General features: G+C 61.3%; 17 protein-coding genes. 2 read left to right on the top strand and 15 right to left on the bottom strand.

Annotation, left to right across the window (positions count from 1 at the left end):
- Position 1: 1 nt before the first annotated feature.
- From bhcD to bhcA, 4 genes are read right to left on the bottom strand one after another with little or no spacing between them, the layout of a single operon-like run.
- Positions 2-967 (bottom strand): iminosuccinate reductase BhcD, encoded by a 966-nt coding sequence (gene bhcD, locus ACR1XV_RS13550; protein WP_480532167.1) that lies wholly within the window; start codon positions 965-967, stop codon positions 2-4.
- 39 nt (positions 968-1,006) lie between these two features.
- Complete coding sequence (bhcC, locus tag ACR1XV_RS13545; protein ID WP_480532165.1) at positions 1,007-2,170, bottom strand: 3-hydroxy-D-aspartate aldolase BhcC; 1,164 nt, start codon at positions 2,168-2,170, stop codon at positions 1,007-1,009.
- 12 nt (positions 2,171-2,182) lie between these two features.
- A complete protein-coding gene (bhcB, locus tag ACR1XV_RS13540) occupies positions 2,183-3,136 on the bottom strand; it encodes a beta-hydroxyaspartate dehydratase BhcB (RefSeq protein WP_480532163.1) in 954 nt (317 codons plus the stop codon).
- An 8-nt stretch (positions 3,137-3,144) separates the two neighbouring features.
- Positions 3,145-4,335 (bottom strand): L-aspartate--glyoxylate aminotransferase BhcA, encoded by a 1,191-nt coding sequence (gene bhcA, locus ACR1XV_RS13535; protein WP_480532161.1) that lies wholly within the window; start codon positions 4,333-4,335, stop codon positions 3,145-3,147.
- A gap of 215 nt (positions 4,336-4,550) precedes the next feature.
- Between bhcA and bhcR the strand changes: the two genes are divergently transcribed.
- Entirely contained in the window at positions 4,551-5,363 is an 813-nt protein-coding gene (bhcR, locus tag ACR1XV_RS13530) for an HTH-type transcriptional regulator BhcR (protein ID WP_480532159.1), read from the top strand.
- A gap of 258 nt (positions 5,364-5,621) precedes the next feature.
- Positions 5,622-6,749 carry a hypothetical protein gene (locus tag ACR1XV_RS13525; protein ID WP_480532157.1) on the top strand — a complete coding sequence of 376 codons (1,128 nt, stop codon included), beginning with the start codon at positions 5,622-5,624 and terminating at the stop codon, positions 6,747-6,749.
- 131 nt (positions 6,750-6,880) lie between these two features.
- Here ACR1XV_RS13525 and ACR1XV_RS13520 read toward each other — a convergent pair whose 3' ends face one another.
- From ACR1XV_RS13520 to ACR1XV_RS13470, 11 genes are all read right to left on the bottom strand, one after another.
- Positions 6,881-8,251, bottom strand: a complete 1,371-nt coding sequence (locus ACR1XV_RS13520; RefSeq protein ID WP_480532155.1) for an HlyD family type I secretion periplasmic adaptor subunit — start codon at positions 8,249-8,251, stop codon at positions 6,881-6,883.
- Positions 8,248-9,993 (bottom strand): type I secretion system permease/ATPase, encoded by a 1,746-nt coding sequence (locus ACR1XV_RS13515; RefSeq protein ID WP_480532153.1) that lies wholly within the window; start codon positions 9,991-9,993, stop codon positions 8,248-8,250. The genes ACR1XV_RS13520 and ACR1XV_RS13515 overlap by 4 nt, the downstream gene beginning before the upstream one ends.
- A 63-nt stretch (positions 9,994-10,056) precedes the next feature.
- Complete coding sequence (locus ACR1XV_RS13510) at positions 10,057-13,689, bottom strand: CHRD domain-containing protein (protein ID WP_480532151.1); 3,633 nt, start codon at positions 13,687-13,689, stop codon at positions 10,057-10,059.
- A gap of 338 nt (positions 13,690-14,027) precedes the next feature.
- Positions 14,028-15,002 (bottom strand): LysR family transcriptional regulator, encoded by a 975-nt coding sequence (locus ACR1XV_RS13505; RefSeq protein WP_480532149.1) that lies wholly within the window; start codon positions 15,000-15,002, stop codon positions 14,028-14,030.
- 147 nt (positions 15,003-15,149) lie between these two features.
- Positions 15,150-16,295 (bottom strand): iron-containing alcohol dehydrogenase, encoded by a 1,146-nt coding sequence (locus ACR1XV_RS13500; RefSeq protein WP_480532147.1) that lies wholly within the window; start codon positions 16,293-16,295, stop codon positions 15,150-15,152.
- A complete protein-coding gene (locus ACR1XV_RS13495; RefSeq protein ID WP_480532145.1) occupies positions 16,292-17,671 on the bottom strand; it encodes an aldehyde dehydrogenase family protein in 1,380 nt (459 codons plus the stop codon). Before ACR1XV_RS13495 ends, ACR1XV_RS13500 begins: the two co-directional genes overlap by 4 nt.
- A complete protein-coding gene (locus tag ACR1XV_RS13490; RefSeq protein WP_480532538.1) occupies positions 17,668-19,017 on the bottom strand; it encodes a glutamine synthetase family protein in 1,350 nt (449 codons plus the stop codon). The genes ACR1XV_RS13495 and ACR1XV_RS13490 overlap by 4 nt, the downstream gene beginning before the upstream one ends.
- 70 nt (positions 19,018-19,087) lie before the next feature.
- Positions 19,088-20,122 carry a TRAP transporter substrate-binding protein gene (locus ACR1XV_RS13485; protein ID WP_480532143.1) on the bottom strand — a complete coding sequence of 345 codons (1,035 nt, stop codon included), beginning with the start codon at positions 20,120-20,122 and terminating at the stop codon, positions 19,088-19,090.
- 42 nt (positions 20,123-20,164) lie between these two features.
- Positions 20,165-21,484, bottom strand: coding sequence for a TRAP transporter large permease (locus tag ACR1XV_RS13480; RefSeq protein WP_480532141.1), 1,320 nt, complete (start codon positions 21,482-21,484; stop codon positions 20,165-20,167).
- On the bottom strand, positions 21,481-22,062 hold the full coding sequence (locus tag ACR1XV_RS13475; RefSeq protein WP_480532139.1) for a TRAP transporter small permease subunit: 582 nt from the start codon (positions 22,060-22,062) through the stop codon (positions 21,481-21,483). Before ACR1XV_RS13475 ends, ACR1XV_RS13480 begins: the two co-directional genes overlap by 4 nt.
- Entirely contained in the window at positions 22,059-22,817 is a 759-nt protein-coding gene (locus ACR1XV_RS13470; protein WP_480532137.1) for an N-formylglutamate amidohydrolase, read from the bottom strand. Before ACR1XV_RS13470 ends, ACR1XV_RS13475 begins: the two co-directional genes overlap by 4 nt.
- Positions 22,818-22,871: the final 54 nt, after the last annotated feature.

Raw genomic sequence — 22,871 nt, 5'->3', positions numbered from 1 at the left:
GTCAGAAATCAACCTCGACAGCAACCCCCTGCTGCACCGCGATATCCACCACCGCCGAGGCGACCGCGAGGTCCTGAAGGCCGACGCCGGTGCCGTCGAACAGGGTGATTTCATCCTCTGACCTACGGCCCGGATGGTCGCCGTTGATGACCGCGCCGATCTGAGTGACATCACCCTCGGCGATCAACCCGGCGGCGATGGCGTGCTGGCATTCGCCGATGCTGATCGACTGGGCGACCTCATCGGTGAACAGCGTGGCGCGGGTGATTAGGTCGGTACCGACCTCTTGCTTGCCCTTGGTGTCGGTGCCCATGCAGGCCACGTGGGTACCCGCTGAGACGTGATCCGCCATCAGCGTGGGCGCAAAGGACGAGGTGATGGTGACAATCACATCGGCCTCGGTCATTCCCTCAAGCTCGACCGCCTCAAAGGGCAGCCCGGCCTCTTGGGCGACGTTTTCGATATTGGGCAGCATCTCGGGATGCATGTTCCAGCCGATGACCTTGTCGAAATCGCGCTGTTCCAGCGCAGCGCGCAGTTGGAATGTGGCCTGATGGCCCGCGCCGACCATGCCGATCACCTTTGCATCCGCCCGCGCCAGCCGATTGATCGACACCGATGAGGCCGCCGCCGTGCGCAGCGCCGTCAGAAGGTTGCCGCCGACAATGGCCTGGACCCGGCCCGTATCAGGATCGAACAGAAACACCGTCGACTGGTGGTTGATGATGCCCTGTGTCTCAAGGTTGTTCGGCCAGTATCCCCCGGCCTTCAGACCAAGTGTCATCCCGGCCTTGTCAAAGCCGCCCTTGAACCCATACAGCGCATCGGCATGGCCGATGGCTTCGCGTACCACCGGAAAGTTGTAGGCATCGCCCGACGCCATGGCCGCGAAGACCTTTTCAACGGCATCATAGCTTTCGGGCCGCCCCAGCAGCGCGCCGATTTCCTTTTCCGGAACGATGATCATGAACGTGTCTTTCTTGAGGGGAGATTGCGGATATCCGGATCAGTACGCCTTGCCGCGGGCCGAGACCGGCCACAGCGCTTCGACCTTGCCGTTTCGCACGCCCACATACCAGTCGTGCACGTTGGCGGTGGGGTCGCAATGGCCGGGCACCAGCCGCAGCTTATCGCCCACTTTCAACGCGCCGCTGGGATCGGAAATCACCCCATGCTCGTCCGAGCATTTGATGTATTCCACATCGTCGCGCCCATAGATGACGGGCAGGCCGCTATCGACCGATTGCGCCTTGAGGCCCGCATCGCAGATGGCCTTGTCCGCCTTGGCGTGACTCATCACTTGCGTCAGGATGAAGAACGCGTTCTCCCACTCGCCCTGATCGATCCGCTTGCCGTTCTGGTCCAGAATCCGTCCGTAATCGGCATCCATGAAGGCGTAGGAACCACACTGGAGTTCGTTGTAAACGCCCGAGTTTGATTCAAAGTAGTAGGACCCGGTGCCCCCGCCCGAGACCAGCTCGCAGTCGATCCCTTCGGCCTTGAGGCCATCAACCGCGTCCCTGACCATCCCGATGGCAACGTCCAGCTTTTCCTTGCGATCCTCATAGCTGTCCATGTGTTGCATCGCGCCCTGATAGGCCTGAATGCCGGTGAATTTCAGGTTTGGTGCGACCTCGACAGCCTTGGCGATCTCGACCACGGCAGGGGTGGTGGTCACACCGCAGCGACCCGCGCCGCAATCGATTTCCACAAACACTTCCAGCTCGGTGCCATGTTTCACCGCTGCCGCCGACAGGTCGGCCACGTTAGCCGGATCGTCGACGCAGACGATGGTACGCGCGCCCAGTTTGGGCAGGCGGGCCAGACGGTCGATCTTGGCCGGATCGCGCACCTGATTGGATACCAGCACGTCCTTGATGCCGCCACGGGCAAAGACCTCGGCCTCGGACACTTTCTGGCAGCAGACGCCGACCGCGCCGCCCAGTTCCTCTTGCAGCTTGGCCACGTCGACCGATTTGTGCATCTTGCCATGCACCCGGTGGCGCATCCCATGCGCCTTGGCATAATCGCCCATCTTCTTGATGTTACGTTCCAGCGCGTCCAGATCCAGCACCAGACAGGGGGTCTGAATCTCGGCCTCGTCCATGCCAAGCGCGGCGGGGATGTCAAAGCCAACCTCAAGCTCGTCGATGTTCAGGGGTTTGTTCATTGTCTTGTCTCCTTACGCCTGCATCCAGGGAAGTTTATCCAGATCCACGTTGCCGCCGGTGATGATAACGCCCACTCGCTTGCCTTTGAACGCGGCAGGGTTCTTGAGAATGGTTGCCAGCGGCACCGCTGACGAGGGCTCCATCACCACACGCAGATATTTCCATGTGATCTTCATCGCTTCGATGATCTCGGGGTCCGAGGCGGTGAAGATATCGGTCACGTTGTTTGAAACAAAATGCCACGTCAGATCCTTGAGCGGCACCAGCAGACCATCCGCAATCGTCTTGGGTGCGTCATCGGCAATGATATGGCCCGCCTTGAAACTGCGATAGGCATCATCGGCCTGTTCGGGTTCGGCAGCGTAGATCTGCGTCTCGGGGGCAAGATTGGACAGCGTCAGGCAGGTGCCCGACACCATGCCGCCGCCTCCGATGGGCGCAACCACCGCATCCAGACCCCCGGTCTGTTCCAGCAACTCGGCCGAGCAGGTCGCCTGCCCCGCGATCACACGCGGGTCGTTATAGGGATGGACGAAATCGCCCCCGGTTTCGGCCTGCACCCGGGCAAAGGTCTCCTCGCGCGATGAGGTCGAGGGTTCGCACTCCGTGATGATGCCACCATAGCGGCGCACCGTGTCCTTCTTGGCCTGCGGCGCGGTGCGCGGCATCACCACGTTGCACGGAATTCCCCGGAGCATGGCGGCATAAGACAGGCAGGACGCGTGGTTGCCAGAGGAATGGGTCGCCACGCCTTTGGCCGCCTGCTCATCGCTCAGCCCGAAGACCGCGTTGGTGGCACCGCGCACCTTGAAGGCCCCGGGCTCTTGATAATTCTCGCATTTGAAGAACAGATCGGCCCCGGTCAGTTCGTTCAGATAGTCCGAACGCATCACCGGCGTGCGGCGGATGTGGGGCTTGATCCGGTTCTGCGCCGCGCGCATGTCCTCAATGGTGGGTATGATCATCTCGGGCCTCATTCTGCCGCCAGTGCCGGGGCCGCGGTGGTCTGGCGGTAATGCTCCTGCGCGGCGGCAACCCCCGATCCCAGACGGATGCCAAGGCCCAGATCGGCCATGCACATCTCGGCCGTGGCAATGCCGGACAACGCCATCACATCGGTCAGGCTGCCCAGATGGCCGATGCGGAACAGCTTGCCCGCAACCTCGCCCAGACCCACGCCGAAGGCCACGTCATAGACATCCGCCGCATGGGTCACGATGTCGGTGGCGTTGAAGCCCGGCGGCGTCAGGATCGCCGACACCGTGTCCGACTGCACATCCGCCGTCTGCGCGCACAGTTGCAGCCCCCAGGCCTCGACCGCTTTGCGCACGCCCGAGGCAATGCGGTGATGGCGGGCAAAGACATTCTCAAGCCCCTCGTCCAGCAGCATCTGGCAGGCCATGTTCAGCCCGTTCATCAGACCCACTGGCGGGGTGTAAGGATAACCGCTGTTGGCATAGCTGTTGGCCATGTCGCGGATGTCGAAGAACGTCCGCGGCAGCTTGGCGGTTTCAACGGCGGCCAGCGCCTTGGCCGAAAAACCGGTGATCGCCAGACCCGCAGGCAGCATGAACCCCTTTTGCGAGCCGGTGACGGCGATATCCACGCCCCATTCATCAAAGCGGAAATCCATCGACGCAATCGAGCTGACCCCATCCACATAGAGCAACGCCGGATGCCCAGCCGCATCCATCGCCCGGCGCACCGCCGCGATGTCGCTGCACACGCCGGTGGCGGTTTCGTTATGGGTGGCCAGAACCACCTTGATTTCATGCGCGGTGTCGGCGGTCATAATCTCTTCGTACCGATCCGCCGGGATGCCCTGCCCCCACGGGGTTTCAACGATCTGCACGTCCAGCCCATGGCGCTGGCACAGGTCGATCCAGCGATGGCTGAACATGCCGTTGCGCGCCATCAGCACCTTGTCGCCGGGGCTGAGCGTGTTGGAAATCGCAGTCTCCCAGCCGCCGGTGCCGCTGCTGGGGAAGATAAAGACCTCGGCGCTGGTGCTTTTCAGAACCTTGCGCACCCCGTCGCGCGCAGGGTGCAGAATGTCGGCAAATTCGGCCGAGCGATGGTCCATCGTCGGCATATCAACGGCACGGCGCAGCACCTCGGGCATGTTGGTGGGGCCGGGGATGAATACGGGGTTCTGAAAGCGCATATTGGTGTCCTCATGACGGTGACCGGCAAACCCTACGCAAGGGTCCTGAAAAAGAAAATTTTTTTGAAAACTGGTTATTTTTCTGAAAAATCAGTAATTAGTTAATGTTTACAGCGTGTTGTATTTTTCACTATCCAGAAGTGTTTTTCACTATCCAGAAGTGTTTTTCATTATTAGAATTTTTTGAAACCGATCTTGTTGAATCAGAGGGGATCATGGACCGCAAACCAAGGCGTCTGGGACGCCCCAAAAGCTTTAATGCACCCGCCGCAAAGACCACGATTCAGGCGCTGGACCGGGCCGTCGATGTGCTCGAAGCGCTGGCCGGTGCCGATGGGCTGACCCTGACCGAACTAGCGCGGCAGCTGGATCAGTCTCCGGCGACGGTGTACCGGGTTCTGTCCACCCTCGAGGCACGGGAATTTACCGAACTCGACCCGCCGACGCAGTCCTGGCATATCGGGCCACTGGCCTTTCGCTTTGGTTCGGCTTTCCTGCGCCGCAGCGGCATCATCGAGCGCAGCCGCCCGGTGATGCGGACCCTGATGCTGGACACTGGCGAGACCTCGAACCTCGGGATCGAGCGCAAGGGCGAGGTGATGTTTGTCAGCCAGGTCGAAACCAACGAATCCATCCGGGCGTTCTTTCCGCCGGGCACTTCGTCTCCGATGCATGCCTCAGGCATCGGCAAGGCGCTGCTGAGCTGTTACACGCCCGATCAGATCAAGGCCTATATACGCGGGGCCGGTCTGCAGCCATTCACCGACCGCACCATCGCCAGCGCCGAACAGCTTGAGGCCGAACTGACCGCAATTCGCGCCCGGGGTTGGGCACTGGATGATGAGGAACGAACCGAAGGAATGCGCTGCATCGCAGCCCCGATCCGCAATATGTACGGCGAGGCGGTGGCGGGAATCTCGATTTCGGGCCCGACCAACAGGCTGCCCGACGGCAAGGTCGATCAGGTCAGCGCTTCTGTCACCGAGGCAGCACAACAGATTTCCCACAGCATCGGCTTTTCCGGCTGAGGCGCAGCGCATTCGGGCCGCCTTTGAAAAGGTTGGTTTATGTCCGGATTTCTGCTAAGTTTTTTTGGGTAATTTGTAGGCTGCGAGATCAGCATGTTTTATTCTGCAAGGCATTTCTTTTCGTTAGGACGTATCGCCGGTTTGTCGGCGCTCATCCTCTCACATGTGTTGGCGGGTCCGGTTTCCGCGCAGACTTTGTCGGCCCAGGCAGGGCGCGCAGTATCGGTCGACCCGATAGCAGCGGCGAATGATCTGTCGATGCAGAACGCCTATGGACGGGCCCTGTTTCAGTTCCTGCGGTCCAATCCGGGGCACCTAAACGATCAGCAATTCTATGTAAATCTTGTCGCCTATCTGGTCTCGACCAAGCTGGACAATAACTGTCAGGACGCGTTCGCCAATGAATTCGAACGGCGGGATTTCTTTACGCGCTCATTGCAAATGGCACCGCAACTGCAGCAGGTCATCGCGGGTAAGACGATCCCCGAACGCTTTGAAGTCAGCTATCAGATCATCACCGGCGAGTATGACTTTACCACCGGCAGTCTGCCGTTCAGCCGCCTGAAAAGCGTCGGCGAACAGCTGGGGCACTCCATCAGCGCCAATCAGGCGCGGAACTGTGCGGCGCAGATGCTGCAGGGCGCACAGGTCGATACCAACAGCTTCCCCTGGAATTTCAGGGTGGTAAACGAAGCCGGGCAAAACGAAACCCCTGGCTTTCCCTTTGCCAATGCGTTGCAGGTAAATGCCGCCGACGCGCGCACCTTGTTCGAACAGTTTGGCAGACAGCTTTATTCCATCGTCGGCTATCAGGTCCTGGCGGCCAACGATGGCACCCACCGGGTTCAGGTCATCCCGACCGACGCGCAGTTGTTCGGGCTGTCCGACAATGCCGTCGTCCGTGTGCAAACCTTTGCTCACCCCACGCTCAGCCAGCCGACCTATCTGGATGTCGCCAATAATTTGGAGCTGATATCGGAACGTCTGGGTTTGGACAGTGCCGTGACGCTGGAACAGCAGGGTTTTCGTGCAGTTGCCATCGGCACCGCGCAGGGTCGTGGCACCGGCGTGACAGCCGGCAGCACCTACAAGGTAACCGGTTCGGCGGCAGTCGGCGCCACCAGTTTCATCATGCGCATCGCCGCGCCCCAGCTTGATCTTCAGGTGCCCGAACTGCGCCACGTCCCGGGCGCAAAGCGGTACCTCACGTTGTATGGCGAGGTTGATTTCAACAACGTCACGAACACATCCGCGCCTGTCATCGGGCGCGCCGTGGTGCTGCAGGTCAATCCGGACGGGCAGCTGAGCGAAACCAACGCCTACCCCGTTGGAGGCCAATTCACCATCTCACAAGAGCAAGCCGCCGCCCCGGCCGGAAGCGACTGAGCGGCACCCCGGCTGAGACCAACGCGCAAGACTGATGCCCCGTCTGATCAGATATCGCAAATCGCCCCGGAATAGCGCGAAAGGGCCGCCGGTTCGCAGTACCGACGGCCCTTCCTGCTCGACCGCTGCGTTCACTCGATGAACGTGCGCGCCAAACGGTCCCGCAACGGCTGTGCCAAATAGCTCAGCGCGGTGCGTTCACCGGTGTTGACGAACAGATCGGCGGGCATCCCCGGCACCAGTTCCAGCGCGGCGACCTGTTCAGGCTGCGCCTGATCCAGCTTGACCTGCGCCAGATAATAGGGCTCGCCGGTGCGGTCGTCCTCAAGGCTGTCGGCCGAGATATCAGTGATCCTGCCCGTGGCCTCGGGCACCTCACCCTGATCAAAGGCGGACAGGCGCACACGGGTCGACTGACCGACATAGAGCTTCTCGATATCCGCCGTGTTGACCTTGGCCTCGACAATCAGGGGCTGGTCGGCGGGAACGATGTCCAGAATGGGCTCACCCGGGCGCACCACGCCGCCTGCGGTAAAGACCGTCAGGCCAACAACACGACCGCTGACCGGCGCGGTCACGGCCACCCGCTTGCGGCGCTCGGAAGCGCCCACATATTGCGGCTCGAGCGTGGCCAGCAGAGCCTCGACCTGCGCCAATTCGCCCGACACCGCCTCGGCGCGTTGAGTTTCCTGACCGATACTGGCCAGCTTAAGCTCACTGATCTGATTGCGGGCCTGCGCCTCTTGCGTGGTCAGCGAGGCATCGACGCCGGTCAGGCGCTCAATCTCGACCCGGCGATTATTGACCCGGTTGGCGGCCACCAGCCCTTTGGCCTGCAGGGTTTCCAGATTGCCAAGCTCCTCGCGCGTGATCTCCATCTGGCGGGCATTGGCCTGACGCTGCGCCTTCAGCCCCTGAATCTGGTCCTGAAGGTTCGCGATTTGCTGGTCCAGCAGGTTGCGTTCTGCTGCGCGGGTGCGGATTTCGGCGTCGAACAGCAGTTTCTGGGTCAGAAAGGCATCCTCCCATCCCTGACGGTCCATCCGAACGCGCATCATCTCGGCGACGTCCCCGCGCCGGAACTGATCCTCGCCCCTGATCTGTGCCACCAGCCGCGCGCGGCGAACGGTCAGCTCGCCCAACTGGCTTTTGATCACGTCAAGATTGACGTCCAGATCGGTGCTGTCGAGTTCGACCAGAACCTGCCCCGCCTCGACCAGATCGCCGTCGGCCACCAGAATGTCGCGCACGATGCCGCCGTCCAGATGCTCCACCGTTTTGCGGTTGCCTTCGACCACGAACGAGGCCGGAGCCACCACCGCCCCGTCCAGCTTGGACGACGCGGCCCAATAGGCCGTTCCGCCGACGAATCCGGCCACGATCAGACAGCCCAGCAGGACGAAACCCTTGATGCCTGAACCGGCAACCTTCTGTTCAACCCGGTTATAGTCTTCCAGACGCAGGACGCTCTGATCGGGTGCGTTGTAAACTGCAGGTGTCATTGAGCTGCTCCTTTCTGAGCGGGCGGCTGCGTATCGCGCGCCGCGATCTGAGTGTGTTTCTGCGGCGGCAGACCGGTCTGCCGGGGACGCAGCATATCTTCCTTGTTGCCAAAGCCGGTCTGCGCCCCTTTGCTGAGGGTCAGGACCTTGTTCACAGCCTCCAGCGTGCTGGGGCGATGGGTCATGACAAAGGTGATCGCCCCGCGCGCACTGGCACCCCGGATCGCGTTGCGCAGAGCCAGCTCGCCTTGCGCGTCGAGGTCCGAGTTCGGCTCGTCCAGCACCAGAATGAAGGGATCCTTATACAGCGCGCGGGCCAGAGCGATACGCTGACGCTGACCGCCGGACAGGTGAAACCCGTCGCCCAGCTGGGTGTCATAGCCATCGGGCAGGTTGCTGATCAGGCCGTGCACATCGGCGGCCACGGCGGCCTCGAACACCTTGGCATCGTCGACCGAGGTCGAAAAGCGGGCGATGTTTTCGCGGATGGTGCCGTCGAACAGTTGCACGTCCTGCGGCAGATAGCCGATCATGTGGCCCAGATCCTGCGGGTCCCATTTGGCCATGGGCGTGCCGTCCAGCCGGATTGCGCCACGCTGCGGCGTCCAGATACCCGCCAGCATCCGCGCCAAGGTGCTCTTGCCCGAACCGCTGTGACCGATCACGGCCATCACGTCCCCTGCGGACAGCGCAAACTCGATCCCGCCGATGGTCGCGTTGCGCGCCAGCGGTGGCCCGGCCTGCGTGATCATCGTGTTGATCGAGAATTGCGGACGCGGCAGCGCCAGACGTTTGGGCTGCACCGGGAACGCCTCATCCAGCGCCCGCAGGTTCTTGTAGGACCCCCGCGCCGCCAGAAAGCCGCGCCACTGGCCGATCAGTTGATCAATCGGGGCCAGCGCGCGGGCCAGCACGATGGTGGCCGCGATCATCACCCCGGCGGTGGCCTGACCGGTGATGGCCAGCGCCGCGCCAAGGCCCAGCATACCCGACTGCAGCGCCATGCGGATCGTCTTGGACAGAACCGAGAAACTGGCGATACGGTCGGCCACGCGGGTTTTCAGCGTATGTGCATCCTGTTGCAGAGCTGTCCAGCGCCGGGCGAGATCACCATTCATCCCCATGGCGTGGACAAGCTCTGCATTTTGCTCACTTGCGGTGAACAAAGCATCGGACCTGCTGCGCGCGCGGGATGCATCCTGCATGACGCCGGCGGCGCGCGAATTGTTGATCAGGGCCAGAATTGTAAGGGTCAGCGCTCCGGCAAGGCCAAGCGCGCCCAGATAGGGGTGCAGCATGTAAAGCACCGCCAGATAGATCGGAATCCACGGCGCGTCGAAGAATGCGATCAGCGTGGGTCCCGAGATAAAATCGCGCAGACCGGTGATATCTGCGGCCGGGTTGTCTGTGGCGTTCGATTTGCCCTGCAGGCGACGACGGATCGAGGCCTGCAGCAGCGGCGCGCCGATCTTCAGTTCGAACCGCGCGCCCAACCGGTTCAGGATACGTACCCGCATCAGGTCCAGCAGGCCGGTGACGATGAACACGCCTCCCAGCAGCAGCGTCAGGGCGATCAGGGTGTCCATGTTCTGGCTGGTCAGCACGCGGTCATAGACCTGCAGCATATAAAGCGGACCGGCGAGCATAAGGAGGTTGAGAACAAGGCTGAAAAAGCCGATTGCGAAAAAGCCGCCTCTCAGTGAGGCCCAGGCTGTTTTGACGGATGATTTTTTCTGAAACATGACGGTGATCTCTTTTCAGGGTGAATGGGTGGCGACCTGCGCCGCCACCCTTTGGTCTCTTGATCAGGCGACGAAGTCGTCGTCTGTCAGGTCGCTGGCATTGACGCCCGCCAAACGGACCGAGTTGTCCGAGGAGAACGACAGAACCACGTCGGCCCCATCCTGGCTGACGTTCAGCGGGCCCTCGAAGTCACCGAATGCCAACTGGTCGAAGCCAGCCTGGAAGTCCTGAATGACGTCGTTGCCGAAGTCGCCCTCGAAGACGAAGGTGTCGTTGCCTGCGCCACCGATCAGGATGTCATCGCCACCCTCACCGTTCAGCACATCGTCACCCGCCTGACCGTTCAGGGTGTTGGACCCCGAGTTGCCCGACAGAATGTCGTTGCCGCCATTCGGGCTGCCTGCGTTGTTCGAGCCGTTGATGTTCTCGAACCCGAAGACCTGATCCAGCGTAGCCCCATCCGGCGCGTTGACCTGTGCAACACCGTTGCCATCCTCATCGAGGTCCAGAACAACGCCCGGCCCTGCGGTGAACAGCGCGGTATCGATGCCTTCACCACCGATGATGATGTCTGCACCACCGAACGAGTGGATCGCGTCGTTTCCGGCACCGCCGTCGAGGATGTTGAACTCGTTGTTACCAAGCAGCAGATCATTACCGCTGGTGCCGATGACATTCTCGAAGTCATCGATTTCAGCAACGATCACACCGTTCTGGATGATGGCACCGTCCTGCGGACCCTCATCCCCATTGCCAGCCGGGTTCGGGGCAGGACCGCTGAGGTCCAGATCAACGGTGACACCGTTGAAGCCCGACACATCGATGGTGTCGCTGTCACCCGAGCCCACTACCCGTTCGATCGAGCTGAGGATGTCGGTTTCGATCTGGTTGTCGATGACATCGAGGCCCGACACACCGGTGTTGGTCGCAGGATCGATCTCTGCACCGGCATCCACCAGCGTATCGCGAACGATCGGACCATTGTTGCCACGCGGCGCATTGTGCAGGTGGATCGCCGAGGCAACGCCTGGGACCGGTGTCTGCAGGTCAGCTTCGTTCAGGCCAACAACAGACAGGGTGGACGAATAGCTCACCTCGCCCGTGTGCAGGTTCTGCGTGATCACCAGCGTACCGGTTCCGGTCGCGTCGCTGTCAGAAACCGGCCCCGGCTCCTGTGCCGCGTCCAGACCGCCCGACAGTTCGATGGTCCGAATGCCGTTCACCGTCTGGTCGGACACAAGGTTGTCCAACTGCCCGCGAATTTCCCCGCCGGGGAAGTCCGAGGTATGCACGTTGAAGTACAGGTTCCCGGCCAGAGCTTCGGACACGAAGGTTGCGCCATTGTCGACTGCCGTATCCTGAAGCGAGGCACCCGCCTCATCATTCGGGATCAGCACGTCTTCGGTCACAACGCTGAAGCCAGTGTCGCGCACCGCCGTGCCGTTGCCATTGGCATCCAGGCTGACCTTGACCGACACGTCCAGATCCGAGAAATCGGCTGTGTCGAACCCTTCACCCCCTTCGATGAAGTCATTTCCAAGGCCACCGACGATCACGTTGTCACCGTCACCGGTGATCAGAACGTCATCCCCTGCTCCGCCGTTGACGACACCGTTGATCTGACCGAGGTCTACAACGATGTCGTCTCCGGCACCCAGCAACACGTTACCATTTACTACACCTTCGTCATCGTTAACGAATGTCACTGAGCCTGCCTCGGTCGCGTCAATGGCGTTGACCTGACCCGAGATTTCACCTTCGTTGATGATGGCACCCAGAAGTTCGAGCCCACCATCGATGCGGATACCCGCCGCTGCGTCGCTGTCTTCCGACCCCGCGATCACACCGCTGTTCTGCACCAGCCCGGCAAAGCTGGCGTCTTCGACATTGCTGAACAGACGCAGACCGTCGCCAACCTGATTGCCTTCGGTCGCATCGCCGCGACCCTGGAAGGTGCCTTCGTTGAAGATCGCAGCCGAAACCACGTCTCCGTCCACATCACCGGTTTGCAGCGATACTGCCGATCCGTTGTTGCCAAAGCCCGCATCCACCAGACCGGTGTTGGTGAAGGTATAGTTATCGGCGGTGCCATCGGCATAAACTGTGCCGTTGCGCTGATCTCCGGTGCCCAGAATGTCGCCTTCGTTGCGCACATCCAGACCAAAGCCGTCAATGTTCAGCGCGCGGCTATCCGAGGTCACAGTGCCCGTGTTCAGGAACGACCCGCCCGAGTGATCACCCGTGCCGAAGTAAACACCGTTCTGCACACCTGCAATCAGGCCCGAGTTGGTCAGCGTGCCCTTGAAGTTCACGTTGTTGACCACGCGCACACCTGCGACAGTGCCGTTAGCGCCTTCCGACAGGATGGTGCCAGTGTTGGTAATCGTCGCGTCAGTCGTGCCCGAGTTACCTGCATTGCCGACCCGCACACCGTCACCGGCCAGACCAACATTGGCAGCGGCATTGCCACGGCCGATGATGATGCCGTCATTTTCCAGCGTGAAGGTGTTTGCACCGTCCTCGGCCCCGCCGATTTCGGCACCAACGCCCGAACCCTGATTGCCGTCGCCTGCATCGATCAGACCATTGGCCAGGTTGCGGACCGAGAAGTCATCCGCAGTGCCATCGGCATAAACCGTGCCGTTGCGCTGATCATCGGTGCCCAGAATAGTGCCGCCGTTGGTCAGATCAACTCCGGTGCCGTCGATGTTCACCGCGCGGCTGCCCGACTGGATGGTTCCAAAATTCAGCACGTCCAGATCATGCTCGGCCTCACCGATATACAGACCATTGCGCACCCCTTCGATCACACCAGTCGAGGTGTTCAGGATACGGCCCTCAGCCGCTGCGCCGTCGGCGATGCGGATGCCACCGGCGGTGCCCTGATCGCTTTCGGATGAGATCAACCCGCTGTTGACGATGTCGGTTTCCGAAATGGTGCCCTCGGCCCCGTTGTTGATGCGGATACCATCACCGGCGCCTGGTGTGTTCGACGCTTCCTGGCCACGGCCCTGAATGGCCGCGCCGAAGCCGTTGAACAGGGTGTTCGACACCCGATCACCAACCTCATCGCCCACCTGCAACGAGATACCGGCGCCGTTGTTGCCCGCACCCGCGTCGATGGTGCCACCCGAGAAGTTCGAGATGCTGACATCTTCGGCGGTCGAGTTGGTGTAGATCGTGCCATTGCGCTGATCGCCGGTGCCGATGATGTCACCAAAGTTGCGAACGCTGACACCTTCGCCCTGAATATCGACCGCGCGGCTGTCCGAGGAAATCACGCCGCCCCGGAAGTTGTCCAGAGTACCCGAGCTGCCTGCGCCTGCGAACTGAACGCCGTTGAACTCACCCGCGATCTCGCCAAAGTTGCGAATGTCGGCGCTGCCGGTGACCTGAACGCCGGTGGCCAGCGCGTCGGGGCCCGAGTTCGCCTCGATGCTGCCCGAGCGGAAGTTGAAGACCTGCGCGTTTTCACCTTCAACCGAAACGGCTGCCACGGCGTTGTTGGTGGTGATCTGGCCAAAGTTCAGAAGACGCGCGAAATCATTGTCCAGAACAAAAGCCGGCGTATTGTCAACCACTGTGTTCTGGAAGAAGCCGTTGGACAGTGTCTGCCCGTCACGAACGGTTTCCTGCGCCAGTGACGAGGTCGTCAGCAATCTGGCGCGCAGGGATGCGAGAAAATCGGAAAGCATTGGAATCTCCGTGCTTGAGTTAAAACTAGGCGGAGATCCAACCGGGGGGCCGTCTGTCCGCTGTCTCAACAAGGGCGCTTCCGCTGATGTTTTTGAAATTTTTCCTTTGAATAGGGCGCATAACCAACGCGAATACTCACGCAGATCGTGAGGCGAGGGCGGTTTGAAATATTTCTAAATCAATATCTTATCGGTATCGCCCGACCTGCCCGATCCTATTCACTGACACCGTTTCACAAAAAAGTAGGCTCTGGTTATGCAAGTTTGCGGCATTGCAGCAGACAAAAACCAGCCGATTGGGCGGGGGCATCACGTCCCGACCAGCGGCTGCCGTTGTTTCAGCTATGTGTGGAAACCGGTTTGCGCAGGATATCGGCGTTGCGCGAAGCAACAGTGCCGTTCGGGGGCGCATTGCAGATGTGGGCGACCATCGCCTCGATGATCTCGGCGTTGGGATATTGCGGGCGGGTGATCACCCCAAGCTCGCGCATATTGCCCCGGTCGTCGAAGGGGATGAAACTGAGCCCGAAACCATCGCGTTTGAACTGTTCGGCAGCGATTGCGTTGACCATCGTGCAGGCGTCGCTTTGCGCCACATAGCGGCAGACGGTTTCAAACCGCGCGGTCTTTACATCTATGCCGGTTGCTTCGGCCACAGCCTCCGAGGGTTCCGGCAGGTCGCGTTCCAGGTCATAGCCGAACGATATCGGAAACCGGATCAGCTGAGCCGCCGGGACCTCATGCGCCCAGATGCTGGTCTTGCGGCTGAGCGGATGGTCCGACCGGACACCCAGATAAAGCGGCTCAAGCCAGAGCGATGTGAAATCCATCGAGCATTTCGAGTTACGGTAGATATGATCGAAGCTTTTGCGCGCGATGAACGCCATATCGACCGAGCGGTCCTCGACCATCTTGGCCAGCGCAACCGGGTATTCCTCGACAAAGACGATTTTCCGGTCGGTGGCCGCCTGCGCGAACAGATCGCGGAAATAGGACGAAAGATATGCGGCCAGCGTCGGGGTCATCCCCAGACGGACCGGCGGCAGGTCGGTCGTCTGATACCGCTGGGCCAGATCCCCGATGGTATCGACAATCTCGACGATCTGCCCCGCATGTGTGATCAGTTCCTGCCCGAATTCGGTCAGGGCCACCCCGTCCTTGCCGCGTTCGAAGATCGGAACGCCCAGCTCTGCCTCGAGCTTCTTGATCTGGTTCGACAAGGCGGGCTGGCTGACCGCAACCGCCTGCGAGGCGCGGGTAAAGTTCTGATATTCGGCAACGGCGAGGACGTATTGAAGATCTCGTAGGTTCATGCTTTCGGGCGAATGGCGAATGGTGATCCGCCAAGCCTGCGCCGATTTGGGCGGTTAGGCAACGCAGGCGCGCCCAAATCCCGGATTCGTGAAAGGTCGTGTATTGGCCGGGGCCCGGGTGCGATGCCTGCGCCCGGGCCGTCAGCTTTACAGAACCTCGGCGAACAGCTTTCTCACATTGGTTTCGGTAAGTTCGACAGGATTCCCGCCGCAACTCGGGTCCGCAAGGGCCCCCGCCACCAGCCGGTCGATATCCGGGTCGGTGACGCCCAGATCGCCCAGACGTCTTGGAATGCCCAGTTGCGCGTTGAACTGGTCCACGAAGGCGCAGAACCCATCGAAACCGCCCTCGATCCCCAGATACCCGGCGGCCCGGTCAAACCGGTCCCGGATGACCCCGGCGTTCAGTTGCAGAACCGCAGGCATACAGACGGCATTGGTCGTGCCGTGATGCGTGTGATGCATGGCACCGATGGGATGGCTGAGCGCGTGGATCGCCCCCAGCCCCTTTTGAAACGCCGTTGCCCCCATCATCGCGGCGGACATCATATGGGCCCGCGCCTGCAGATCGTCAGGCGTCTTGTAGGCCAGGGGCAGGTTTTCGATCACCAGGCGCATCCCTTCCAGCGCGATGCCCTGGCTCATCGGGTGATAGTGCGGCGACGAGAACGCCTCGACACAATGGGCGAACGCGTCCAGCCCGGTGCCTGCAGTGATCGCCGGTGGCATTCCCACCGTCAGTTCGGGATCGCAGATCACGACCGAGGGCAGGACCTTGGGGTGAAAGATGATCTTCTTCTCGGCGGTCTCAGAATTGGTGATGACGCTGGCGCGCCCGACCTCGGACCCGGTGCCTGCGGTGGTTGGCACCGCGATATTGGGATAGATCGCATCGGCATCTGCCCGCGTCCACCAATCGCCGATATCCTCGAAATCCCAGACCGGGCGGGTTTGACCGGCCATGAAGGCAACCATCTTGCCCAGATCAAGGCCCGACCCGCCGCCAAACGCGATCACGCCGTCATGACCCCCGTCCCGGAAGGCCGCGACACCGGCGGCAAGGTTCTTTTCGTTCGGATTGGGGTCGACCTCGGCAAACAGCGCGCGGCCCATGCCGTGGGCCTCCAGCACATCCAGCGCCTGCGCCGTGATGGGCAGATTGGCAAGACCCCGGTCGGTGACCAGAAGCGGTTTTCTGATCCCGCTGGCGGCACAGGCATCGGCAAGTTCGCTGATGCGGCCTGCGCCAAAGCGGATGGCGGTTGGATAGGACCAATTGGCAGTTGGGCTCATGAGGTGACTTTCTTCAGATGATAGGATTTCGGGCGGGTGAGGTTGTGAAAGCCGATAACCGACAACCCTCCGCCGCGTCCGGTGTTCTTGCAACCCGTCCAGCACAGGCCGGGGTCAAGGTAATCGGCGCGGTTCATGAAGACCGTGCCGGTTTCGATCTGATCCCCGACCCGCGCCGCGCGGTCGGGATCGCTGGTCCAGAGGCTTGCGGTCAGGCCGAAATCGCTGTCATTCATCAGCCGGATCGCCTCGGCATCATCCTTGACGGGCATGATGCCAACCACAGGGCCAAAGCTTTCGTCCCGCATCACCCGCATGTCATGGGTCACGTTGGTCAGGATCTGCGGACTTAGATAAGCGCCGCCGTCATCGGTGGCAAAGGGTTCGACATGGGGCGTGGCCCCATCGGCCACGGCCTCGGCTATCTGGGCGCGCACCTCGTCGGCAAAGCGCTTATGCGCCATCGGGCCAAGGGTTGTGCCGGGGTCCAGCGGGTCGCCCAGAGTGTAACCTTTGACAATCGCCACGGCCTTGTCGACAAACGCCTCGAACAGGGTTTCGTGCACATAGATGCGTTCGATCCCGCAACAGCACTGGCCGGAATTGAACATCGCGCCATCGATCAGCGTATCGACCGCAGCATCAAGATCGGCATCCTCCATGACATAGCCCGGGTCCTTGCCGCCAAGTTCCAGCCCCAGACCGGTGAACGTGCCCGCCGCCGCGCGCTCCATCGCGGCACCGCCGCCGACCGAGCCGGTGAAGTTGATGAAGTCAAAGCTGTTGGCCGCAATCAGGTCGGCGGTGGCGTCGTGGTCCAGAAAGACGTTCTGGAACACATCCTCGGGCACACCGGCGCTGTGGAACGCGCGGGCCATGCGTTCCCCCACCAAAAGCGTCTGGGTGGCGTGTTTCAGCACCACCGCATTGCCGGCAATCAGCGCAGGCGCAACGGTGTTGATCGCGGTCATATAGGGGTAGTTCCATGGCGCCACCACAAAGACGACGCCATAGGGAATGCGCCTGATATAGCGTTTGAAGGTCGCATCCTCGCCAACGGCGATATCGGCAAGCCCTTCCGCCGCGATCGAGGCCATATGACTGGCGCGTTCCTCGAACCCGCCAAACTCGCCGCCGTATCGCACGGGTCGGCCCATCATACGGGCCAGTTCGGGCACGATCTCGTCATTCATCGCGCCGATGGCCGCGACCCCGGCCATCACCAGATCAATCCGGTCCTGCAGGGGCCGCGCCGCCCATGCCGACTGAGCGGCGCGCGCGCGGCCCACCGCCGCCTTCGCCGCCTCGGGTGACAGGGTTTCGCGCGTGGCAAAGACGCTGCCGTCGACGGGTGAGATACAGGTTAGTGTGCTCATGCTTTTTCGAACCCCCGTGCAATCTCGTAATCTGTGACGACCCGGTTGAATTCCTCGATCTCCCACTCGGTGGCGCGGGCGTAATGGGTCACGGTTTCATCGCCGAACGCCGCGCGCAGCATATCCGACGACAACAGCGCGTCGCGCGCATCGCGCAGGGTGCGCGGAATATGGTTGGCCTCGTCATTATCATAAGCGTCGCCCTTGAACGGCTCGGGAAGCGGCAGCTTCTCCTCGATGCCTTTCAGCCCAGCAGCCAGCAGAGCGGCCAGTGCAAGATAGGGGTTCATATCCGCGCCGGGGGTACGGCATTCGACCCGCACGCCCCTTGTGCCATCGCCGCAAAGCCGGAATGCCGCCGTGCGGTTGTCGACCGACCACACCGTCTGTGTCGGCGCAAAGCTGCCTTTAGCAAAGCGTTTATAGCTGTTGATATACGGGGCCAGAAACACCGTGATATCCGCGGCGTATTTCAGCAGCCCGGCCATGTAGTGATCCATCAGTTCAGACTTGGCCAGCGGGGCGGCGGCGTCGTGAAACGCGTTGTCGCCATCCTTCCACAGCGACTGGTGCACATGGGCCGCCGACCCGACGCGGTCCTGATGCCATTTGGGCAGGAAGGACGCGGCATAGCCCGCCTGATGCGCGATCTCTTTGATGCCGTGCTTGGCAATCGTGTGGTGATCCGCCGTCGCCAGAGCGTCGGCATATTTGATGTTCAGCTCTTCCTGCCCGGCCTCAGCCTCGCCCTTGGAGCCCTCAACCGGGATGCCCATCGCCCGCAGGTGATTGCGGATGGGGCGCATGACCGGTTCTTCCTTCGAGGTCTGGAAGATGTGGTAGTCCTCGTTGTAGCGGCTGATCGGCTTCAGATCGAAACCGTTTGCTGCGATCTCGTCATGTGTGCCCTGAAACAGAAAGAATTCGAGCTCGGTCGCCATGATCGGGGTCAGGCCAAGCGCTGCGGCGCGGGCGATCTGGCGTTTCAGCACCTCGCGCGGCGCAAAGGGTACGGGTGAATGGGTGTGGTGATCCAGCACATCGCACAGCACCATAGCCGTACCGTCCAGCCAGGGCACCGGGCGCACCGTACTCAGGTCGGGTTTCATGACATAGTCGCCATAACCCGCCGACCATGAGGTCGAGGCATAACCGTCCGGCGTCGCCATCTCGAGATCGGTGGCCAGCAGGTAGTTGCAGCAATGGGTTTCACCATCGGCCATTTCCAGAAACGCCTCGGCATGAAAGCGTTTGCCCATCAGGCGCCCCTGCATGTCGACGATGCAGGTCAGCACCGTGTCGATCTCACCCGCGGCGATCTGCGATTTCAGCTCATCGAATGTCATCATGCGGACCCATTCCTTCTGATTGCATACGCACCCCCGGAGACGAACCCCGGAGGCGCGGTCTTTTTGTTTAGCCGTAGCGGTAGGGCCGCCCGGCCTTTTGCATATCGGCGTTATACTGGCGGAAGATTTCCACGACTTTCGCCTGAACCGGGCCTTCTGCGGCGATCTCGTCCCAGAACGCGACGGCAGCGGTCTCAACCTGTGCCCATTCCTCGTCGGGGATCGTGGTCAGCTCCAGCTTGGTGCCGTTGACCCGCAGATTGGCCTCGCCGCCCCAATACCACCACTGGCGGTAATAATGCGACTGATCACAGCAGACGCGGAACAGCGTTTGCAGATCCTCGGGCAGCTCATTCCAGCGGTCCATGTTGGCAAAGAACGACCCGGCCCACGCGCCCGAAACATTGTTGGTCAGGAAATAGTTCGTCACATCGGCCCAACCGACCGTGTAATCCTCGGTGATGCCGGACCAGGCGATGCCGTCAAGCTCGCCGGTCTGCACGGCAACCTCGATGTCTTCCCAAGGCAGCGATACCGGCACAACACCGAACTGGCTGAGGAACCGGCCCGCCGTCGGGAAGGTAAAGATGCGCTTGCCCTTCATGTCTTCCAGCGAACGGATCGGATCCTTGGTGGCGAAATGGCAGGGATCCCAGGCCCCGGCGCTGATGTGCTTGACGCCCACCGCCGAATACTGTTCGTCCCAGATCTCGTTCAGGCCGTACTGGTTGAACAGCACCGGCACATCCAGCGAATAGCGCGAGGCGAAGGGGAAGTAGCCGCCAAAGACGGTCACATCCGTGGGCGAGGCCATCGAGTCGTCATCGGACTGCACCGCATCGATCGTGCCCTGTTGCATGGCGCGGAACAACTCTCCGGTCGGGACCAGCTGATCGGCGTAGAACAGCTCGATCTGCATCCGGTCGCCGGCGATCTTGTTGAACATCTCGATCGCCGGGTCGATCACATGCGCGGCCAGCGCCGGGCCCGCATAGGTCTGCATCCGCCACTTGATCGTGGACTGCGCCAATGCTGGCGTAGCCAGCGGCGCTGCGGCCGCGCCAGCGGCGGCTGTCGTTAGGAACTTGCGTCTTGTTGTCATGACTTCTCTCCTTGTTGACATGCCTCCTGCAGGAGGTCTTGGTTAATTTCCGTAAACATATTCCGGCAGCCACAGGGCGATCTGCGGGAAGACCATAATGGTTGCCAGCGCGATGAGCATCACGCCCACAAAAGGGATGATCGAGCGATAGATGTCGCGCAGCGTGACCTCGGGCGGGGCCATCGCGCGCATAAGAAACAGGTTATATCCGAAAGGAGGGGTCATATAGGCAATTTGCGTGGTGATCGTGTAAAGGACCCCGTACCAGATCAGGTCAAAGCCCAGCTCTCCCACCAGCGGGACATACAGGGGCGCCACGATGACCAGCATGGCGGTGTCATCCAGAAAGGTGCCCATCACGACAAAGCTCAGCTGCATCAGGATCAGGATGACCCAGGGCGACAGGCCAAGTTGCTCGGTGAACAGGTTGTCGATGGCCTTGACCGCGCCCAGTCCGTCGAACACCGCACCGAACCCCAGCGCCGCAAGGATGATCCACATGAACATGCACGAGATCACCAGCGTGTGCTTGGTGCAGGTGTGAAAGATGGCCCAGGTCATGCGCCGTTTGAGGATCGAGGCAGCCAGCGCAGTCAGCGCCCCGATGGCCGAGCTTTCCACCAGCGAGGTCCAGCCGTTCACGAAGGGCACCATCATCGCCGCGAAAATCACCAAAGGCAGCGCCCCGGCCCACAACAACTGCCGCTTTTCCTGCGGCGTCACCTGATCCAGATCGTCGGCCACCGGCCCCAGTGCGGGGTTTATGCGGCAACGCAGCCAGATATAGAAGACAAACATCGCGGCCATCATCAGCCCCGGCAGGATACCAGCCAGCCAGAGCTGCCCAACCGGCTGCCGCGCGATCATCGCATACAGAACCAGCACCACCGAGGGCGGGACGAGGATGCCCAGCGACGACCCCGCCTGAATCACCCCGGTCACCATCTGCTTGTCATATCCCCGGCGCAGCAGTTCGGGCAGCGCGATCGTGGCCCCGATGGCCATCCCCGCCACCGACAGGCCGTTCATCGCCGAGATCAGCACCATCAAACCGATGGTGCCCATCGCCAGACCGCCATTCACATTGCCGAACCAGACATGGAACATGCGATACATATCATCGGCCAGTTTGCTTTCGCTGAGGACATAGCCCATGAAGATAAACATCGGCAGCGTCAGCAGCGGATACCATTTCATCAGCTTCATCGCCGCCGAGAACGGAATATCCTGCCCACCGGTTCCCCACAGCGCCAGCGCCGCGATGGCGGCGATGGCTCCGATCGCGCCAAAGACCCGCTGTCCGGTGAACAGCATCAGCATCATGGCCGCGAACATGAAAAGGGCGATGTGTTCCTGGCTCACGTCCGGGCCTCCGCAATGTCGCGGCCGGTGGCGCGGGCGATGTCCTTGATCAGTTCCGACAGGGCCTGCAACAGCATCAGGAACAGGCCAAGGATCATGATCGCCTTGATCGGCCAGACATAAGGACGCCACGCGGTCGAGGACCGCTCCATCCGGCCGACCTCTTCGCTGCCGGTGATCAGCCCGGCGAAGAATTCGAACGGTGCGGTGCCCCAATAACCAAGGGAATAGGCGGTCGAGCCAATCGCGCCATAAAGCAGGACCCCCAGATAGAAGATCAGAAACAGCACGGTGATCGTGTCAATCGTCGCTTTTCGGCGCAGCGACCAGTTGCCATAGAACAGGTCCATCCGCACATGACCGCCCGCCAGAACCGCATAGGGCCCGCCCAGCATATAATAGGCCACCATCGCAAACTGCGCCATCTCGAGCGTCCAAAGCGAGGGCAGGAAAAAGGTCTTGGACACCGACGACCACAGCAGAATGCCCATCAGGCCAAAGATCCCGTACATCACGATCAGGCCGATCACGCGGTTCAACCCGTCGATCAGACGGCAATAGGCCAGCAGAACCGTCAAGACGCCTCCTCCCGCTGACCGAAGCTTTCCCAAGTGCGCCCGATCCAGTCCGAAAGGTAGGTTGCCATCGCCTCCTGATCGGCGGCGGTTGCAATCAGGTCGTTGCGAATTTCGATCATCACATTGCACAGACCGTTCTGCGCGCCATGCAGATCAAGCGTATGCGCCACTCCGTCGCGCGCGGCGTAGGGTTCGTTCAGACGTATGTGATAGGGGGCATCCGCCGGTGCCGTTTCGAGCATGGCCCGGGCAAAGCGCGTATCCTCGCCGTGCAGGATGCCAATCTCAACCTCGCGCGGGACACCGTGAAAGACCGGTGTGAAGCTGTGGATCGTGACCATCAGAGTCAGCGTGCCGCGATGGGTCGCGATCTGCTCAGATAGCGCCCGGGCGAAGGGGGCATAGACACTGGCAACCCGTTGCGCGCGCGCATCTGCGGTCAGATCCCGATTTCCGGGGATCTCAAATATCTCGCTACGCTCGGGAATTGCGCTGGCCGCCTCGGGCGGGCGATTGCAGTCGTAAACCAGCCGGGACACTGTCCCCTCGACCAGAACTGAGGAAAGACGCCCGGCCATGGCCCGGGCCACGCCAAGCGCACCGGGGTCCCACGCAACATGACTATGCGCGACCTCTTCCGTCACGCCCAGATTGTTCAGTTCAGCCGGGATGTGACGGGATGCATGTTCGCACACGATCAGCACCGAGGGCGTGGGCGAGGCAACAGTCACCTTATAAGGATCGCCGAAACTCATCCGCTGGTCTTCCGCCCCCGATTCCACATCTGCAGTCACAGGAAAAGAATTGAC

This window comes from Ruegeria sp. AD2(2025), from assembly GCF_056542385.1.
This window is presented reverse-complemented; position numbering and strand designations above follow the sequence as displayed.

Excerpts from the sequence above, each read along its gene's own strand:
- bhcD (WP_480532167.1), bottom strand. The coding sequence starts at position 967 with ATGATCATCGTTCCGGAAAAGGAAATCGGCGCGCTGCTGGGGCGGCCC.
- bhcC (WP_480532165.1), bottom strand. The coding sequence starts at position 2,170 with ATGAACAAACCCCTGAACATCGACGAGCTTGAGGTTGGCTTTGACATC.
- bhcB (WP_480532163.1), bottom strand. The coding sequence starts at position 3,136 with ATGATCATACCCACCATTGAGGACATGCGCGCGGCGCAGAACCGGATC.
- bhcA (WP_480532161.1), bottom strand. The coding sequence starts at position 4,335 with ATGCGCTTTCAGAACCCCGTATTCATCCCCGGCCCCACCAACATGCCC.
- bhcR (WP_480532159.1), top strand. The coding sequence starts at position 4,551 with ATGGACCGCAAACCAAGGCGTCTGGGACGCCCCAAAAGCTTTAATGCA.
- ACR1XV_RS13525 (WP_480532157.1), top strand. The coding sequence starts at position 5,622 with ATGCAGAACGCCTATGGACGGGCCCTGTTTCAGTTCCTGCGGTCCAAT.
- ACR1XV_RS13520 (WP_480532155.1), bottom strand. The coding sequence starts at position 8,251 with ATGACACCTGCAGTTTACAACGCACCCGATCAGAGCGTCCTGCGTCTG.
- ACR1XV_RS13515 (WP_480532153.1), bottom strand. The coding sequence starts at position 9,993 with ATGTTTCAGAAAAAATCATCCGTCAAAACAGCCTGGGCCTCACTGAGA.
- ACR1XV_RS13510 (WP_480532151.1), bottom strand. The coding sequence starts at position 13,689 with ATGCTTTCCGATTTTCTCGCATCCCTGCGCGCCAGATTGCTGACGACC.
- ACR1XV_RS13505 (WP_480532149.1), bottom strand. The coding sequence starts at position 15,002 with ATGAACCTACGAGATCTTCAATACGTCCTCGCCGTTGCCGAATATCAG.
- ACR1XV_RS13500 (WP_480532147.1), bottom strand. The coding sequence starts at position 16,295 with ATGAGCCCAACTGCCAATTGGTCCTATCCAACCGCCATCCGCTTTGGC.
- ACR1XV_RS13495 (WP_480532145.1), bottom strand. The coding sequence starts at position 17,671 with ATGAGCACACTAACCTGTATCTCACCCGTCGACGGCAGCGTCTTTGCC.
- ACR1XV_RS13490 (WP_480532538.1), bottom strand. The coding sequence starts at position 19,017 with ATGACATTCGATGAGCTGAAATCGCAGATCGCCGCGGGTGAGATCGAC.
- ACR1XV_RS13485 (WP_480532143.1), bottom strand. The coding sequence starts at position 20,122 with ATGACAACAAGACGCAAGTTCCTAACGACAGCCGCCGCTGGCGCGGCC.
- ACR1XV_RS13470 (WP_480532137.1), bottom strand. The coding sequence starts at position 22,817 with ATGAGTTTCGGCGATCCTTATAAGGTGACTGTTGCCTCGCCCACGCCC.